The organism is Pseudoalteromonas sp. MMG024 (assembly GCF_021654175.1).
Classification (GTDB): Bacteria; Pseudomonadota; Gammaproteobacteria; order Enterobacterales; family Alteromonadaceae; genus Pseudoalteromonas.
On sequence record NZ_JAKFZO010000013.1, the window covers coordinates 41,159 to 57,969 of the forward strand.

Annotated in this window: 14 protein-coding genes; 7 read left to right on the forward strand and 7 right to left on the reverse strand. The window is 40.4% G+C overall.

The features are described from left to right. Positions 1–28: 28 nt before the first annotated feature. On the reverse strand, positions 29–358 hold the full coding sequence (locus tag L1068_RS13690; protein WP_237130730.1) for an RnfH family protein: 330 nt from the start codon (positions 356–358) through the stop codon (positions 29–31). Next, a complete protein-coding gene (locus L1068_RS13695; protein ID WP_010560514.1) occupies positions 359–790 on the reverse strand; it encodes an SRPBCC family protein in 432 nt (143 codons plus the stop codon). A 118-nt stretch (positions 791–908) separates the two neighbouring features. Here L1068_RS13695 and smpB point away from each other — a divergent pair, with 118 nt between their 5' ends. Both smpB and L1068_RS13705 read left to right on the forward strand, forming a co-directional pair. Further along, entirely contained in the window at positions 909–1,391 is a 483-nt protein-coding gene (gene smpB, locus L1068_RS13700; protein ID WP_237130731.1) for an SsrA-binding protein SmpB, read from the forward strand. A gap of 264 nt (positions 1,392–1,655) precedes the next feature. Further along, complete coding sequence (locus L1068_RS13705; protein ID WP_237130732.1) at positions 1,656–4,310, forward strand: TonB-dependent receptor; 2,655 nt, start codon at positions 1,656–1,658, stop codon at positions 4,308–4,310. Positions 4,311–4,411: 101 nt separating this feature from the next. Here the strand turns inward: L1068_RS13705 and L1068_RS13710 are convergent, their stop codons facing one another. Further along, complete coding sequence (locus L1068_RS13710; RefSeq protein WP_237130733.1) at positions 4,412–4,945, reverse strand: acyl-CoA thioesterase; 534 nt, start codon at positions 4,943–4,945, stop codon at positions 4,412–4,414. Positions 4,946–5,031: 86 nt separating this feature from the next. Here L1068_RS13710 and L1068_RS13715 point away from each other — a divergent pair, with 86 nt between their 5' ends. Beyond that, a complete protein-coding gene (locus L1068_RS13715; RefSeq protein WP_237130734.1) occupies positions 5,032–5,517 on the forward strand; it encodes a hypothetical protein in 486 nt (161 codons plus the stop codon). Between the two features lie 42 nt (positions 5,518–5,559). Here the strand turns inward: L1068_RS13715 and tyrR are convergent, their stop codons facing one another. The 4 genes from tyrR to bcsE form a co-directional block, all read right to left on the reverse strand. Beyond that, on the reverse strand, positions 5,560–7,107 hold the full coding sequence (gene tyrR / locus L1068_RS13720) for a transcriptional regulator TyrR (protein WP_054978363.1): 1,548 nt from the start codon (positions 7,105–7,107) through the stop codon (positions 5,560–5,562). Positions 7,108–7,279: 172 nt separating this feature from the next. Further along, positions 7,280–8,890, reverse strand: a complete 1,611-nt coding sequence (gene bcsG / locus L1068_RS13725; RefSeq protein WP_237130735.1) for a cellulose biosynthesis protein BcsG — start codon at positions 8,888–8,890, stop codon at positions 7,280–7,282. A gap of 3 nt (positions 8,891–8,893) precedes the next feature. Further along, positions 8,894–9,058 (reverse strand): hypothetical protein, encoded by a 165-nt coding sequence (locus L1068_RS13730; RefSeq protein ID WP_158523435.1) that lies wholly within the window; start codon positions 9,056–9,058, stop codon positions 8,894–8,896. Further along, a complete protein-coding gene (gene bcsE / locus L1068_RS13735; protein ID WP_237130736.1) occupies positions 9,058–10,650 on the reverse strand; it encodes a cellulose biosynthesis protein BcsE in 1,593 nt (530 codons plus the stop codon). The genes L1068_RS13730 and bcsE overlap by 1 nt, the downstream gene beginning before the upstream one ends. 319 nt (positions 10,651–10,969) lie before the next feature. Between bcsE and L1068_RS13740 the strand changes: the two genes are divergently transcribed. The 4 genes from L1068_RS13740 to bcsB are packed head-to-tail and all read left to right on the forward strand — an operon-like array spanning position 10,970 to position 16,810. After that, positions 10,970–11,149 carry a hypothetical protein gene (locus L1068_RS13740; protein WP_237130737.1) on the forward strand — a complete coding sequence of 60 codons (180 nt, stop codon included), beginning with the start codon at positions 10,970–10,972 and terminating at the stop codon, positions 11,147–11,149. Positions 11,150–11,176: 27 nt separating this feature from the next. After that, a complete protein-coding gene (gene bcsQ, locus L1068_RS13745) occupies positions 11,177–11,881 on the forward strand; it encodes a cellulose biosynthesis protein BcsQ (protein ID WP_237130738.1) in 705 nt (234 codons plus the stop codon). A 5-nt stretch (positions 11,882–11,886) separates the two neighbouring features. Beyond that, positions 11,887–14,514, forward strand: a complete 2,628-nt coding sequence (gene bcsA, locus L1068_RS13750) for a UDP-forming cellulose synthase catalytic subunit (RefSeq protein WP_237130739.1) — start codon at positions 11,887–11,889, stop codon at positions 14,512–14,514. Continuing rightward, positions 14,498–16,810 carry a cellulose biosynthesis cyclic di-GMP-binding regulatory protein BcsB gene (gene bcsB, locus L1068_RS13755; protein ID WP_237130740.1) on the forward strand — a complete coding sequence of 771 codons (2,313 nt, stop codon included), beginning with the start codon at positions 14,498–14,500 and terminating at the stop codon, positions 16,808–16,810. Before bcsA ends, bcsB begins: the two co-directional genes overlap by 17 nt. The last annotated feature ends 1 nt before the right edge of the window (position 16,811 follow it).

Consider the following 16,811-nt stretch of genomic DNA (forward strand, 5'->3'; position numbering starts at 1 on the left):
GTCATGCAATTGCATGACTTTTTTGTTTTTATGATTGGCGACGTCCTGAACGCCCACCCGTAATCTTATTTGCCCTACCCTCATCTTTCGCTTTTTCTGCGCGGCGTCTGCGCGCTTCTTTCGGGTCAGCAATTAATGGACGATAAATTTCGATTCGGTCACCGTCTTTTACGATTTGATGCAACTTACAGGTACGATTCCAAATACCTACCGCAAGCTTTGTTAAATCAATCTCAGGGCATTTCTCTAAAATACCGCATTGTACAATAACCTGTTCAACGCTTAAGTCGTCCTCAGTATTAAACGTCAACATTGTTGCGCTGTCAGGCAGTGCGTAAACTATTTCAATCGACTTCATTTATTTGTAAACCTGTTTCGCGCGCTGAGTGAAGGCTTTTACCATATTGTTTGCCACTTCATTAAATACTTTGCCAAATGCAAGTTCGACCAGCTTGTTGGTAAATTCGAAATTAAGTTCTAAGCTCACTTTACAAGCGTGATCATCAAGTGCTGTGAACTTCCAACCACCCGCCAAGGTTTTAAACGGACCATCAATCAGGCGCATATCAATCGCTTGACCTGCTTTTAATGTATTTTCCGTTGAAAACCATTTACGCATGCCAGCTTTCGAGATTTCTACTGATGCAGACATACATAACTCATTTTGGTTATGTACTTTTGCACCAGAGCAATTTGGCAAAAATTCAGGATATTTAGAAACATCATTAACTAAATCATACATTTGCTGCGCACTAAACATCACGAGCGCAGATCGACTAATTTGCGGCATATTCTCTCCAGATTTAACATGGCGAATTCTACCAAGGTTTGACGCAGAAACAAAAAATAACCCGTGTAATGGCAAAAAATAGTGTAAAACCATAGCGGATAAGTATAATGGCGGCATTATGGCAAAATACAAAAAACCAAAAGCACAAAGCAATACCATCGCGCTAAACAAAAAAGCGCGCCACGAGTATTTGCTGCAAGATAAATTTGAAGCTGGTATGGAATTACAAGGCTGGGAAGTGAAAAGTATTCGCGCCGGCAAAGTAAATATTACCGAAACCTTTATTCAAGTTAAAAACGGCGAAGCTTACTTGCATGCGAGCCAAATTACGCCTTTAATTCAAGCGTCTACACACGTTGTGTGCGATCCAATGCGGCCGCGAAAACTGCTGCTCAATAAACGTGAAATCGATCGTTTAGTAGGTGCAGTAGAACGCGACGGCTTTTCTTTAATCGCCACTGCAATGTATTGGAAAAAATGCTGGGTTAAACTTGAATTCTGCCTTGCTAAAGGTAAGAAGCTGCACGATAAGCGTGCCGACAGTAAAGATAAAGATTGGGCTCGTGAAAAAGAACGCATGATGAAACACTCAGCACGTTAAACGCCCAGTAAATTATTAAAAACCACGCCTCTGCGTGGTTTTTTTATGCCAAATTTAAATCAACTTATATCGCCTCACACCTCACATACCTCTAGATAAGATTTCTCATCAAGCTATATCTTTTCACAAACAAAGTTACACTTTAGTTTTAGGGACAAAAGTAAGCTTATTGTTAATTTTTGATTAACATGTTATTAATTTAAAAGGTTAATTCACGCTATGGGTTAATCATTAAATTTATAATAATCAAACAAGGAATGGTCCATGAAACGCGCTACAAAGTTTAAGCTTAACTCCTTAACCTCCGTTATTTCTGCGTCACTACTGTTTTCAGCCTATACAGTTAATGCTGAACAAGAAAAACAAGTCGAACGCATAGAGATCACCGGCTCTCATATTAAACGTACCGATCTTGAAGGCCCTTCACCTGTAACAAGTTTATCAGCTGATGATATTGCCAAAACAGGCGTTACCGACTTAATTGGCTTATTCGCAAAACTGCCAATTTCTGGCCAAGGTACATTTTCAACGCAAGCCAACAGCAGTGACGATACCGCAAATGGCGGCTCGAGTGTGTCATTACGGGGGTTAGGTGCTGACTCTACATTAATTTTAGTGAATGGCCGCCGCGTGTCGGTAAGCCCGTTTGCAAAAGGTATTGATACCGCATTTGTTGATATTAACAATATTCCAATCGCCGCAATTAAACGTGTCGATATCCTAAAAGATGGTGCATCTGCTACTTATGGTTCTGATGCGATTGCTGGTGTAATTAACGTTATTTTACGTGATGACATCGACGGTGTAGAAGTTAGCGCTAAATATGGCGATACCGCAGATGGCGGTGGTGAAGAAACAAACGTATCTGTGGTTTTTGGTAACACCACAGATAACAGCTCTCACACCTTTATTCTGGATTATTTTAACCGCGAAGAAGTGCTTTACGCCGACCGTGATTACAGTGCAACAGCCAATCAATTAGCACGCACAGGTGATGTTTACGCAGATGATTTTCGCTCTTCGTCAGGTATTCCTGGCACTATAGCACTAAAGTCTGATTCAACTAATCGTATGCCAGACACCTTTGGCAATGATGTGTGTGCGCCTGAGGATATAGTTACAAATTACTGTAGTTATGACTATGCACCTTATATGACCATGTTCCCGCAAAATGAGCGCTTTAGCTTTAACTATTCAGGTCGTTATGATGTGAATGATACTTTCCGTGTTTTCACAGAGCTTAACGGTCAAAATTCTAAAACCATGATCCGCGGTGCTGGTAGCCCGAGCTTTAATGAATTGAATATGGATGGTGACAACATCAACCATCCATTTGCCAATATGCCTGATCATGAGTTCCATGGTCAAGATTTAACGATGCGTCGCCGCATGGTTGATATTGGTAACCGCGAAAAGCGTGTTGATGCAGATTATTACCGTGCAATCTTAGGTTTTGAGGGTGAGTGGGGCGATTGGGGCTATGAAGCTGCCTACTCTTACATTAAAAGCCAGTCGGTTGAACGCGGTGTAGACGGTTTCCCTAATAAAGTACGATTACAAGAAGCGATTGACTCTGGCGCATACAACCCATTTGAACCGTCATCAAATGGCCAAGAAGTGTTAGATTATATTGAAACCACTACCACACGTATCGGTAAATCAACCAATAAAACATTCGACTTTAAAGTAAATGGCCCATTAGCAGAATTACCTGCAGGTGAATTGATGTTGGCTGTGGGTGCTGAATATCGTGAAGAGTCAATTAGCGATAACCCAGATGACCAATATTTACGTGGTCAAATTTTCGGAACTGAAGCGACACAAGCAAACGGCACACGTGACAATAGCTCGTTGTTTGCAGAAGTTGCGGTACCGGTAATTGATAATTTAGAAGTACAGTTGGCGGTTCGATATGAAGACTACAGTGATTTTGGTGATACCACTAATCCAAAATTGTCATTCTCTTGGCGCGCGATAGATAACCTGCTGTTACGCGGTTCTTGGGGTACAGCATTTAGAGCACCATCGCTACACCAACTTGGCCTTGGCCGCACTGATGAATCACCTACCTTGGTTGATAAGTATCGCTGTGACTTGGTTGGCCTTGGCTGTGACCCATTCGAGTACACTGCTATTTTTGAAGGTAACCCAGATTTAGGTCCTGAAGAGTCTGAAAGTTTTAACCTTGGTGTGGTGTATAATATTACCGATGATTTAAGCGTATCAGTTGATTACTACAGCTATGATATTGAAGATATTATTGATTCTGATACTCAGTTCATATTTACTACACAAGGCGGAAACCCAGACGTTGTTGAACGTATACCAACCGGCATTGCTAACGATCCAGGCGAAGTTGTTGTTATTTACGATACATTCCAAAATATTGGTGACTTAACCACATCAGGCCTTGATGTCGATGTAAAATACAATTTACCGACAGAAATCGGCGACTTTAAATTCTCGTACGTGATGAATTATATGCTGGAGTATGAAGATAAGCGACCTGATGGAAATGGTGGTCAGCGTATCGATACTGAAGCCGGTGACTTTGAACAACCTGAACTACGCTTCACACTAAGTGCTGATTACGCGATAAATGATTTTACTACATCACTTGCACTTAACTATGTTGATTCATTTAAACAAGATGATTCAGTTCGCATTCAAGCAGCAAGAGATGCGCAAGGTAACAAAATTGACAATCAAACAGTTACGTTATCTGATGTCGATGAATTTATCACGGTTGATGCAACCTTTAACTACCATGGTATTGAAAATACAACACTCACATTAGGTATTACCAACCTATTTAATGAAGAGCCGCCATTTACTTACAACGAGTTTATGGGTTTTGCGACCAATGTGCACAGTGGCCAAGGCCGCTTTATGTACTTACAAGCAAATTACAAGTTCTAAACGCTAAATCAAAAAAGCCCCGCAAGGGGCTTTTTACTGTTTGGGATAGTTAAGTTTTACATTAAATTAGAATACAAAAATCAACAAACTTGCGTTTGATACTAAACATGGTCACGTTGCTTTTTACACTCAAGCATTTCTTTCCAGTGCACAATTTCTTCATGTAGCTTTGGCGCTTCGCCATCAAAACCTGCTGCATCAAGCATTTCTTCAACGCTTACAATACCACCTTTTCTCTTAAATACACCTCGGACATAAGCAACTGCATGTAAGCCACGCTCCGATTTAAACGTTTGCTTAATATAAAAATACTTATGATCCCAGCCAACTAATTGTGTTGCCACAGTGAAAGTTTGCAGAGGTTTAATATCTTTAATGTAGGTAATTGCTGTGGCATTAACAATTGGAAACCAACGGCGCTTCATTACCACTGAAAATAACCCCAAACGCTCAGTCATCCAAGTACGCGCCAAATCCATAAAGGCAAGATAACGCGAATTAGTGAGATGAAGGTTAATATCACAGTCGCTTGGTAGTGCTCGAAAATCAATTTCAACTTCATCTAACAAAGGTTGATAAAGTTTATTACGCTTTATCCGATAAAAGAGTAATAGTAATCTAAAATATAAATTCATTTGTCTTGAGTGGTCTTACCAGAAAAGTTTATTCTCTCAGGTTTAATAATAATCTCAAGTACAAAAAACAATACTTTAAGGGTTTTATGAAGTCGTATATCTCATTTATTATACTTATGTGCGTTAGCTTCCAGCTTAAGGCGAGTTTTGAGTTACCTGGTAGCGGCACAGTTATTTACCCATCTGGTTTAAAGCAAGAATTTAGTTTTGGCTTTAAATGGGACAAACAAAATAAATTATTTACCATAGGTGATGAACAATATCCTATGGATCAAATGCCGGACTCTTATTCAATTGCACTTACGCTGGCAGGAGACGATCAGGCGGTTTTTGTACAGGAGTTTGCCAATGGTTATATATCTGAGTTTGAATGGCGATTAGGGCCGCATGTTATTAAGCTTGAAAAAAAGCGTTTAGAGTACCCTGTGCGTGGCGACTATATCCTGTGGATTGATCAATACAACTATTATCTAAAAAATGGCAATCCCAGCGTCAAAATCGTATTTAATAAAGACGGTATTAATTACATTATTCCAAGTGGTATTACCAAAGACAACGGAAGACGACGTTAGGGCTAGCCACTTAAAGTAAACTAGCCCATCTACTTTAAACCATTACACCTTAATGGTTTTACGATTAATGCCATACTCGCGTAGCTTATTTGCAATTGCGGTGTGGCTTAAGCCTAAACGTTTCGCAAGTTGACGCGAGCTTGGGTAAGCAGGATACAACTTTCTTAACAGGGTCGATTCAAAGCGCTTCACCGCTTGGTCTAGCGTACCTTCAAAATCAGACTCAAGATATCCCAAATCATTGGTGAAACTAGGTAGCTGTAAATGCTCGATACTTAAATTCTCATCATCAAGTAGTGAAATAGCTCGATACAGAGAGTTCTCTAATTGACGCACGTTACCCGGCCACGGATATTGCTGTAAAAACGCGGTAATGGTGTCATCTAATACCGGCGACTTGCGCCCTAATTGATGCGAATAACGGCTAATAAAGTGCTCTGTTAGCGGCACAATATCGGCTTTACGATCTCTTAACGGCGCAAGCTCTAGGCTAAGTACGTTAATGCGATAATAAAGATCTTCCCTAAAGCGGCCCTCTTGTACCATGCCCGGAATATCTTTTTGTGTTGCCGCTAAAATCCGTACATTAACTTTAACTTCATTTTCACTGCCAACACGTCTGAAAGTGCCGTCTTGTAAAAACCGCAGTAGTTTAGTTTGCAGTTGCGCCGACATTTCCCCTACTTCATCAAGAAATACAGTTCCGCCGTCGGCTTGTTCTAATACACCCCGGCTTTCAGCATTGGGTAGTGCACAACCAAACAATTCAGGTTCAGCCACATCATCAGGCAAGGATGCACATGATAGCGTAACAAACGGCTTGTTTGCGCGATTTGACGCATAGTGACACGCTTTCGCTAACAGCTCTTTGCCTGTGCCCGTTTCACCTGTAATTAAAATTGGTGCCTCTAACTGCGCCATTTTGCGCGCTTCACGTACTACTTTGCGCATGGCGCTACTGTGGGTATGAATGGTTGCAAAACTCTCGTTGCCTTGTCGTCTAAAGGCACTCACCTGCTCACCTAAACGGCTTTGCGATTTAATATTAACTACCGCACCGACAAAAATCGTTTCATTTTCAGCGTCAGGCACTGAAATTGGTAAGATATCGGCAATAAAATCTTCACCGTTCACTTCAACACGCGTCGTTTGTGCAAGCACTTCGGCGCTTTCTAACCAACGTGTAAAGTTAAACCCTTTAAGTTGGGTATTAATATGCTGGCCAATTACTTCTGTACTTGATGTATTTAAATCGCGGCAAGCCGAATCGTTACATTGGCGCACAATACCTTTTACATCAATAGAAATAACCCCATCGGGTAATGCGCTTAGTAAAGTGGTAAGTTCATTATGCTCTCGCTCAGAAGGTAAAAATGCGGTTGTTCTTACATCTTCTACACCTTGAATTAAACGAATCTCAGGCATAATTTTCTGAAACTGTTCAAACTCAATTGGCGGAAAAGAGACATACATCCGACAGTTAACTGAATCAACTTCAATACCTTTTAAGTCAACTTGGTAACTTACTAAAATATTGAGTATTTCCTGCGCGATACCAATTCGGTCCGCACAATGGATCTCTAAGCGCATAATTTCCCCATTACCAGCTTAAGCACAATATTTTGATAATACTGAAAAAACCAAAGATTGGAAGAAGTTTTGTAAACATAAATGAACAAAAAAGCTATAACCCATAACTATTCATTCAAATCAAAAAAGGGAGCAAACGCTCCCTATTTTGATTAACCCGATTTCAGGTTATTTAGTATCCTGGGTAAACCATCCATTCACCATCATCGAGCTGAATATATGGCTTACCATTAAACATCTGCATTCGTGTACCCGAGTTCTCACCCACCATAGGTGTTTTCGGTAAATCAGCTGCTAGCATGCCAAGATCTAAGGTGCCGCTAAAGATGTTTTGTCGCGTTGCGCGGGCGATTAGCTCTGAAATAGCTAGATAACTAGACGGCTCAGAAATCACTTTTTGTGCACTATTTGGTTTGGCATTTGGCCCAATAAACTTAACGCCCACCGGAATATCTAGAATTGCAGGGCTTGGAATATCACGCATACCTGCAATTTGCATCTTATCGCCAGCCAATGATGCACCGTGCTCTGGCACCATAACCACCATATAGTTACGGCCGCTTTGTTCTAAACGCGTAAAGAACTGGTTAAATTGCTTAAATAATATTTCTGTACGCGTGCCGTAGCTTTTTAAACTGCTGCCAAACTTACTGCGTCCTTCAATCACATTACCATCGTGCAAACTAATGGTGTTGTAGTAAAGTGCCGCACGTGGCTTATTTGAGGTTAGTCTTGATTTAAGCCACTTATTTAATACCTGACCATCATCAAAAATAGGTGTGCCATCAAATGAGCGCTGTGCAATTTTAACACCTTGTAACGACTGTAGTTTTGCATCAACACGCCCTTGGCTTTCCACCATACCAAGGAAATTATCAAAATTACCATTGTGGTTCATCGCAAAGTCGTTATCAAAACCCAGCGACTTTAAATTCTCAAATAAGTAACACTGCTTATTCGCATCTGAATATAAACCTTGGTGAGATGTCTGCCCGCAGCTTGCTTTTAATAAACGAATACCGGCAGGTCCACTATACGAGGTGGCCGAGCTGAAATTATCAAACAGTAAATCAAACTGATTAAACAAAGGGTGCTTACTAAGATTCACTCGTTCTAAATCATCCCAGCCAAGTGAACACACATTGAGTAGCACAATATCAAAGTCACCACCTTGGTTAGATGCTGGAAATTCGGTTTTTAAGCGTGCTTGTTGTTGATAGAACGCCGACATTGCTTGCTCTGGGTTTAAGGAGGTATTTTGAACATTTTGTTGCATTGCTTGAGCACTATTTTGTACATAAGTCGGCGCGGGTGGCATACTCTCTTGGCTGGCAAAAAATTGTAATGCGCCAATATACAAAATACCCACAATACTCACCGTGGTAAAACGAACCCAATTTACTAAATAAATATAAACAATGACCAAGACCAGCGCCATGGCGACAAACTGCCACGATAAAAAGCGCGACAACAACTCGATAAGGTACGGCAAACTAAAATCACTAAGCAGATCACCGCTTTCAAGTAAGCGACTAAGCGGTGGCAAGTAAGAGTCATAATGCAATAAAAATAATGCGACAAATGCCCCGATAATATGTTTAGCCTTAATCAGCAAAGTATGCTTGAACGGCAATAAAAGAAACGCAATAAACGCAATATTTTCCAGTACATGCAAATCGATAACATCTGAGAAAAATAAGCCTAGCTTAACTAAGAAATATAAATTCCAAAGCCCTAGTGCGTCATAACGCAACGGATCTTTATCTGGGTGTGCAATGCTCATTGATTATTCTTTTTCCTGCGGCTTATATGGATGAATCGCTTTATGTTTAAACGTCCACGCTTTGTAGAGCTTAGTAACAAAATGCTTAAGCTCTTTTGAAAACTGCGCTATTGCAATACCTATCACAATGCCAAAAATAAACGCCAAAATAATATAAGTTAAGTACATTAATTGTTTTCCAGAAACTTAAGAGGATGCGCTTTACAAGGCTGACGACTTGGAAAGCGGTTTATATCGTTTACAACAGCCGTGCGTCCTGATGTACTCATTGCAAGTGGCACTTGCTCTACCGTAGATTCAAGTAACTGCATCGAGAAATCTTCCAATTCTTTGTTGTCGTCGGCATGTTTAAGTTCTCGGCAAACTTGTTCTATGTATAAGTCTTGCGAAAAAATGCTGTGAGCGGCAAAGAACTCACTGATTGCTAATCTGAACAATCGCTCAATGGCGTTATCCACATCATTCTCTCGGCAAGCATGCAAATAAAGCAAAACTTGCGATTGGTTCGCAGTAAAAATATCACCGTTACGTTTTACAGAAAAAAGACGTAATGCATCAATTGGCTCAACGCCTTTAATTAAATCCAATATCACCAAAACGCCGCTAATCCCTGTCGATAAACTGGCTTCACGTTGCAGTTTCACGGCATCAACAAAGCTGCTTGGGGTTAAATAACCTTTTGCTTCCACCCCTTTGGCATGAGCCAACACTGCTTTGTAATCTTTTGGCAGCGTACGCACAAACTTAACGCCTTGCAAAGCTTGTACCTGCGACATCAAACGTGAAATATCTGTAGTTGTATGCAAAATTAAGTTAACGCCTAAGGTTAAAAATACACACTCATCGTGGTGACGTAACACGCCATCTTTGTTTTTAATTACAATTTTTAGCCAAGGCCCGCAAACATCTCGTAATTCATAACAAAGTTCAGCAAGTTCAGCCTTTTTAACATCATGCGACGCACACAAAACCACTGTTGCAGCTTTATTTTCGCGAGCATGTTCGGCTACGCTTTGGTTATCGTCGCACACTAAATAATGTGGCGGTAATTTTGTCTCGCTAGGCAGCAACTCTTTGCTGATAAAAACCTGCTCTAAATTTTGATAAACAGGTTCAGCATTCGCTTCATTTTGAACGTTTAGTTCCGCCGATACCGGTTGTTCAAAAAACAACTGATAACTTACCTGGCTTACCACCCCTCTTTCACTGCGCCAAAAATCAAAGTACAAGTTATGGTTCATTAAATGGCTGTTAAGATGGGCAACACCGTCAATTAATTTGCTGTGAGCTAAAAAAGTGGGCGCTTTTTGTTGTGCCGTTTTCCCCGTAAACAAAAAAATCAGGCTTATATTGTAGCGCTCTGCTATAGATTGCGTTTTATGCAATAAATTTTTAATTAATTTAGCTTCAAAATGGTTAGCTAAATCTTCGGAAAAGTGAATAATTAAATGCGCACCACGAAAGCCAGAATAATAACTTAGCTCTTCAATTGTTTGTGAAATAAACTGAGTGCTGTTTTCGATAAAAAAAGATGTGTCTAAGGCAAAAAGTTGCGCTTTTTTAAGTTGCGGCCATTTATCTGATTTAACAGAAAATCGTTCAGGGTCTTGCGATATTAGAAAGCTTTTACTTTGTTCATTTATTGAGCTCAAGGCAAGCTCAATACCTGCTTCTTCGCTGTTGGCAAAAAGCGTATAAGTTGCAGCTTTAAAAATAAGCCCATGCTCGCTCTCAATACCCAAAAAGTTTAATTTATGCACATTTAACCCACTTTTGCTTTATAAACACATTGATAATACATGACGCAATGCTCTATAAAAGTAATACTTTCTATTTAGGTGAAAATATGATTTTATATACAATCATTTAGCCAAGTCCAGCACGATTGACTAGAAACTGCTAAAATTAAATTTGCATGAGCCGATAACAATTATGACAAGTTGAATCAAGCTCGCAAAAATCAAGGCCTACAAGGAAAAAACACTTATTTTGTCTCACGAGCTACGTAATAGAGTGTAATAGTTTAGCCCAATCTAACCGACTAATAATATAAAAGTTGTAATTTATAAGGTTAACATTGTGACTAATAAACAAAATGCAGAAACAATAGAAAATGCATATCATGCGCACGATATTTCTAAATTAGAAATGAAAAGCAAGATTGCTGTCGCCGATTACGTGGAAATTACAGAAAAGCAAAAAGAAACGAAAATCATTGCTAAGTATGATCTTTTTAGTGAAATCGAAGAAATTAAATAATTATACGTTTTAACAAAGTCCATTTGTATGAATCGAGTATTTTTTAAAGGCTTGAAAGGTGGTACAGGAAGTACATCCATTATTGCCAATATAGCAACACTGTTATCTCAAAGCCATCACGACGTGTTGTGTATTGACCTTGATTCGAAAAATGAGCTGTGTCTGCACCTTGGTCATGAATGGCAAAACCAATCAGGTTGGACAAATAAAATAGCAGACGCAGAATCTAGCTGGGCTGATATCGCATTTATTAATGAAGATAACGTCAAGTATGTGCCCTATGGCTCTGAACTTGCTAATAGTTTTTCGTATAATACGCTGTTAAATCAATCAAAACGTTTGGATATCGACCGCAACAGTTGGCTGTTGTTTGACGTACCAAGCCATATGTCACTAGATGACTTAGCGCTTGATGACAGCGATATCGTTATCAATGTAGTGACCTGCGATCCTGCGTGTTATAGCCAAATTAAAAAAGGTAACACACATAACCAAGCGTATTACTTAATTAATCGCTTTAATGCCAGTAACCCGCTTGAACTCGATGTATACCAAATTTGGCGTGCAAACCTAAAGCAATTAGCACCCTTTTTTATTCATTTTGACAGCGCAGTACCTGAGGCACTTGCAGCTAAAAATGTACTTATTAACACTTCACCGCTCAGTGTAGTAAAAGAAGATTTTCACGCACTCGCAAGCTGGTTAAACAACAAACGCAAGAGTCTGTCGTAACACATATGAATACGTCTAGCCTCGTTAGCACAAAGCACAATATTGGTAGAGTAAAGTCACGCTATCGCTTCTTTTTTGAAGAAAATAGTTACAGTGTATTTATGTCACTGTTACTTACTGTGGCTTACTTTGTTTTGCATGCCTTTATTAAATTAGAGCGTATCGATTTTGATAATGCTTTTTATCGTTACTTTCCACAATTAAAACCGAACCGTTTTCGCCTTGGTGACCCGATACGCTTTGTGATTCAATTAACCTTTCTTACGCTAGTAAAGTTTAAACGTGATGGTAAACAAGCTGTTGAGAAAGAATCAAAATATTCCATTTTCAAAATTTTGCCTCTGTTTATCGACTGGGCAATGCGATTCGATAAATGGTTTACCCTGCGTGTGCGGCAATCACTTAACAAAGAGATTAATGAAAATACCCAAACCGGATTTCAAAAATTAACCTCCGCCGATTTTTGGGAAAAACCTCATATCACTAAGATACTGCTTACTGCGGTACTTTTTTTATTGGCGATATTTATAACGGTTCCTTTTTCCCTTGAAGCACAAGCGATTTTTATGAGTTTGATCTTATTTATCGCCTACTCGTTGCGAGGTATAAAAGGACCATTACCGACAATTGTAATGATAACCTTGTCAATCACGACCTCTACCCGTTACATTTGGTGGCGCGTAAATGAAACACTTAATTGGGGTGATCCTATCGCCTTGTTTTTAGGCTTTGGCTTACTTGCCGCAGAAGCGTATGCCTGGTTTATTCTAATTTTGGGCTTTTTCCAAACCATGCGCCCGTTAAAACGCAAACCCGTAAAACTACCAAAAGACACCAGTAATTGGCCTACTGTTGACGTTTACATTCCAACCTATAACGAGCCTTTAAGTGTTGTAAAACCAACGACTATCGCAGCTCTGGCGCTAGACTGGCCGGAAGACAAGCTAAATGTGTATATTCTTGACGATGGCAAACGAGACGAGTTTAAAGAATTCGCCGCTGAGATTGGTGTTGGCTATATTGTTCGCCCAAACAACTTTCACGCTAAAGCAGGTAACCTCAACCATGCAATGCGTTACACTGATGGTGAGTTAATTGCCATTTTCGACTGTGACCACGTACCTGTACGTTCGTTCTTACAGATGACCATTGGTCAATTTGTCGAAGACCCTAAAATGTGTCTGGTACAAACACCACACCATTTTTTCTCTGCCGACCCGTTTGAAAAGAACCTCGGTAATTTTGCCCAAACGCCTAACGAAAACATGCTGTTTTACGGTCTAATTCAAGACGGAAACGACTTATGGGATGCTACGTTTTTCTGTGGTTCTTGTGCCGTAATTCGTCGCAGTGCAATTGAAGAAATTGGCGGCTTCGCATTTGAAACAGTAACAGAAGATGCTCACACAGCACTCAAAATGCAACGTAAAGGCTATCGCACCGCTTACATTAATATTCCACAAGCTGCCGGGCTTGCTACTGACAGTTTGTCGACCCACGTGGGCCAGCGTATTCGTTGGGCGCGGGGTATGGCGCAAATATTTAGGGTGGATAATCCTTTGCTTGGGCGCGGGCTCTCGTTAAGCCAACGTTTTTGTTATTTGAACGCGGCAATGCACTTTTTCTCTGGTATTCCGCGCATCGTGTTTTTAACGGCTCCTTTGGCACTCATTTATTTTGACGCCTATATTATTTATGCGCCGTTTTTAGCAATTTTACTGTACGTTGTGCCAACCCTAATGCAGGTTAAAATTACCAACTCCCGAATCCAAGGTAAATGGCGTTATTCATTTTGGGGTGAAGTATATGAAGCAGTGCTTGCTTGGTATATTTTAAAGCCTACAACCGTGGCACTTTTTGCGCCTAACAAAGGTAAGTTTAACGTAACCGAAAAAGGTGGTTTAACCGATAAAGACTTCTATGATTGGGAAATTTCAAAACCATACCTTTTTCTCGCAACCATTAACTTAATTGGCTTAGTTGTTGGTGTTTTTCGTATATTTTTTGGCGACCCCGTTCAAATCGGCGTATTGTTAATCAGTATGGCATGGGCACTATATAACTTTATGATTTTAGGTGCGGCGATTGCGGTTGCGGCAGAAGCAAAACAAGTAAGGCGCTCACACCGTATTACGGCGAACTTCCCTGCTGCGCTACGCGATGCGAATGGCAGAACATACAAAGTACGCGTAACCGATTTTAGTGATGTTGGTGTAGGCGTACAGTTACCAGCTGATGATTTAATCAATGTGGAAACTGATGTTGACCTGATTATGTCACGTGGACGCCGACAGTTTTCATTTCCGTGTAAAGTGATAAACGCACGTAAAAATCGAGTTGGATTGATTTTAAGTAATCTGACACTAGAGCAAGAGAAAAACTATATTGAATCAACCTTTAGTCGCGCTGATGCGTGGCTCGGATGGCAAGAGAATTTTACGCATGATCTTCCCTCTGAAAGTTTTAAGCATGTAAAACAAACCAGTATTCGTGGTTTTAAAAGCTTAATTTTTCATGCACCAGCGAAAGCAAAGAAATACATAACAAAGATTGGTAATATTTTAATTTTGGTTGGCTCATTTATGCCGCAAAAGCCAAAACTGGGAAATTTAAATTATGAAAGTGCTAACTAAAGTAGCAGGAAGCATATTGGCGCTCAGTTCGCTGTGTAGTATCAGTGGCTACGCAACAACAAGCGGCGACAATGCAACAGGCAACTTTGCCCGCAACGCAATCAAAATTGCTGAAAATAAAGAAATATACAAACAAGGTTACCCTGAGGCAGGTCCTCAAAGCACCTTGTCTTATACATTTGAGCAATTGAATCGACCGGATATGCGTTTGCGCGGAGTGCAAGCAAGTCGTACGGTTGATTTTACTAACCGTGTTGATCACATTATTACCGATTTAAGTCTCGACTTTGCATTTACCAGTTCACCTGCATTGATCAAAGAACTTTCCCATTTAAAGGTGTATTTAAATGAAGAAGTTATGGCGACAATTCCGGTCACAGACGCGAGTCCAGATAAAGTTAACGAGGGCATGCAGCGCCATAGCATTAAGCTTGAGCCTAAATTCGTTGAAGACTTCAACACCCTCAGATTTGAGTTAATTGGTCACTATACCCGTGAATGTGAAGACCCATTTCATTCCAGTATTTGGGCCGATATTAGTCGTACCAGTCGTATTACCTATACCGAGCAGCAATTACCATTTGAGAGCTTACTCGCTCAGTTCCCAGAACCGTTTTTTGATGAACGTGATTACGCTCAGTTAACACTGCCGTTTGTATTTAACGAAACGCCAGATAACACAACCTTGCACGCTGCAAGTATTTTAAGCTCATGGTTTGGCGCAAAGGCAAACTGGCGTGGTGCAAAATTCCCAGTTAACTACAATGCACTACCAAGTTCACACAGTATTGTTTTTGCAACCAATGATAATCGCCCTGATTTCTTGGCGGATTATCCAGGTGTTGATGGCCCCGTTGTTGAAGTAATCGCAAACCCAGAGCACCGTTACCAAAAACTCTTGTTAATCTTAGGCCGTAATAGTGATGACTTAAAAGTTGCTGCCGAAGGCCTAGCATTAGGCTTGCCAATGATGACTGGCCGCAGTGCAAAGATTAACAAGGTTGAATACATTGAGCCGCGTAAAGCTTACGACGCGCCGCGTTGGATCCGCTCAGATCGCCCAGTTCGTTTTGGCGAATTGGTCGAGTATAAAAATCAACTTCAAGCTGTTGGCTACAGTGCGCCACCAGTAAAACTAGATGTACGTGTTGCGCCCGATTTATTCACTTGGTACACCGACGGCTTACCAATTGAATTAAAATACCGCTATACACCACCAACAGATAAAGGTGTTTCACGTCTCAATATGTCGATTAACCAAGAGTATGTGCAAGGTTACAAACTCGACCCGAATGAGTACTCAACGTTAGTCGATGAAGATATTCGTATTCCACTGCTATCGACCGATGATACCGATAAAGAACGTTACTTTACCGTCCCCGGTTTTAAAGTGGATATTAAAAATGACGTAGCCTTTGAGTTTTTATTCTCAACTGAAAAAGAAGGGTTTTGTCAGACTACGGCACCTGAGGGCACCATAGGCGCAATTGATGAGAACTCGACAATTGATGTCTCTGATTATCACCATTATATTGCGATGCCTAATTTGCATGCTTACGCACAAGGTGGTTTTCCATTTACTAAGTTTGCAGATTTAAGCGAAACCTTAATTGTTTTACCACAATCACCTAACCGTGATGAAGTCGAAACCTTGCTTACTGCAACAGGTCACTTAGGACAAACAACGGGTTACCCATCACTAAAAGCAACGATCCTCACCGATAACGGTGCAGACATTGATTTCGACGATAAAGATATCTTGCTCATTGGCTCGCAAACAGGTGCAGAAAGTTTTGCTCAAAACGAGCATATGTCGGTGTTGATTAATCACTCTCTACGTGAAATAAAACAAGCAATTTATGAAACTCAACCTTACAAGTACGCTAAGAGTAATGAAGATGCCTCAACGCACGTTTCACTTGAGAGTTATGGTTCACTTGCAGCCATTGCAGGATTCCAATCGCCGTTTAACGACGAGCGCAGTGTAGTATCAATTATGGCCGCAACCAGCAATGATTTAGGGCTTATCAACAACACCTTAATTGATGGCGCTAAATTAATTGAAGTGCAAGGCACTGCGACGATTATCAATCCTTATAAAGTGCACCAATCGCATTTAGGTGAGCGCTACTATATTGGTTCGTTACCGCTGCACACACTTATTTGGTTCCACTTGTCAGATCATCCGCTGTTATTAGCATTTATGACCATTATTACATTACTTATTTTATCTGTTATCTTATGGCGTGTTCTCAATACTTTAGCGCGCAAACGTGTTGGTAATAAGGAAGACTAAA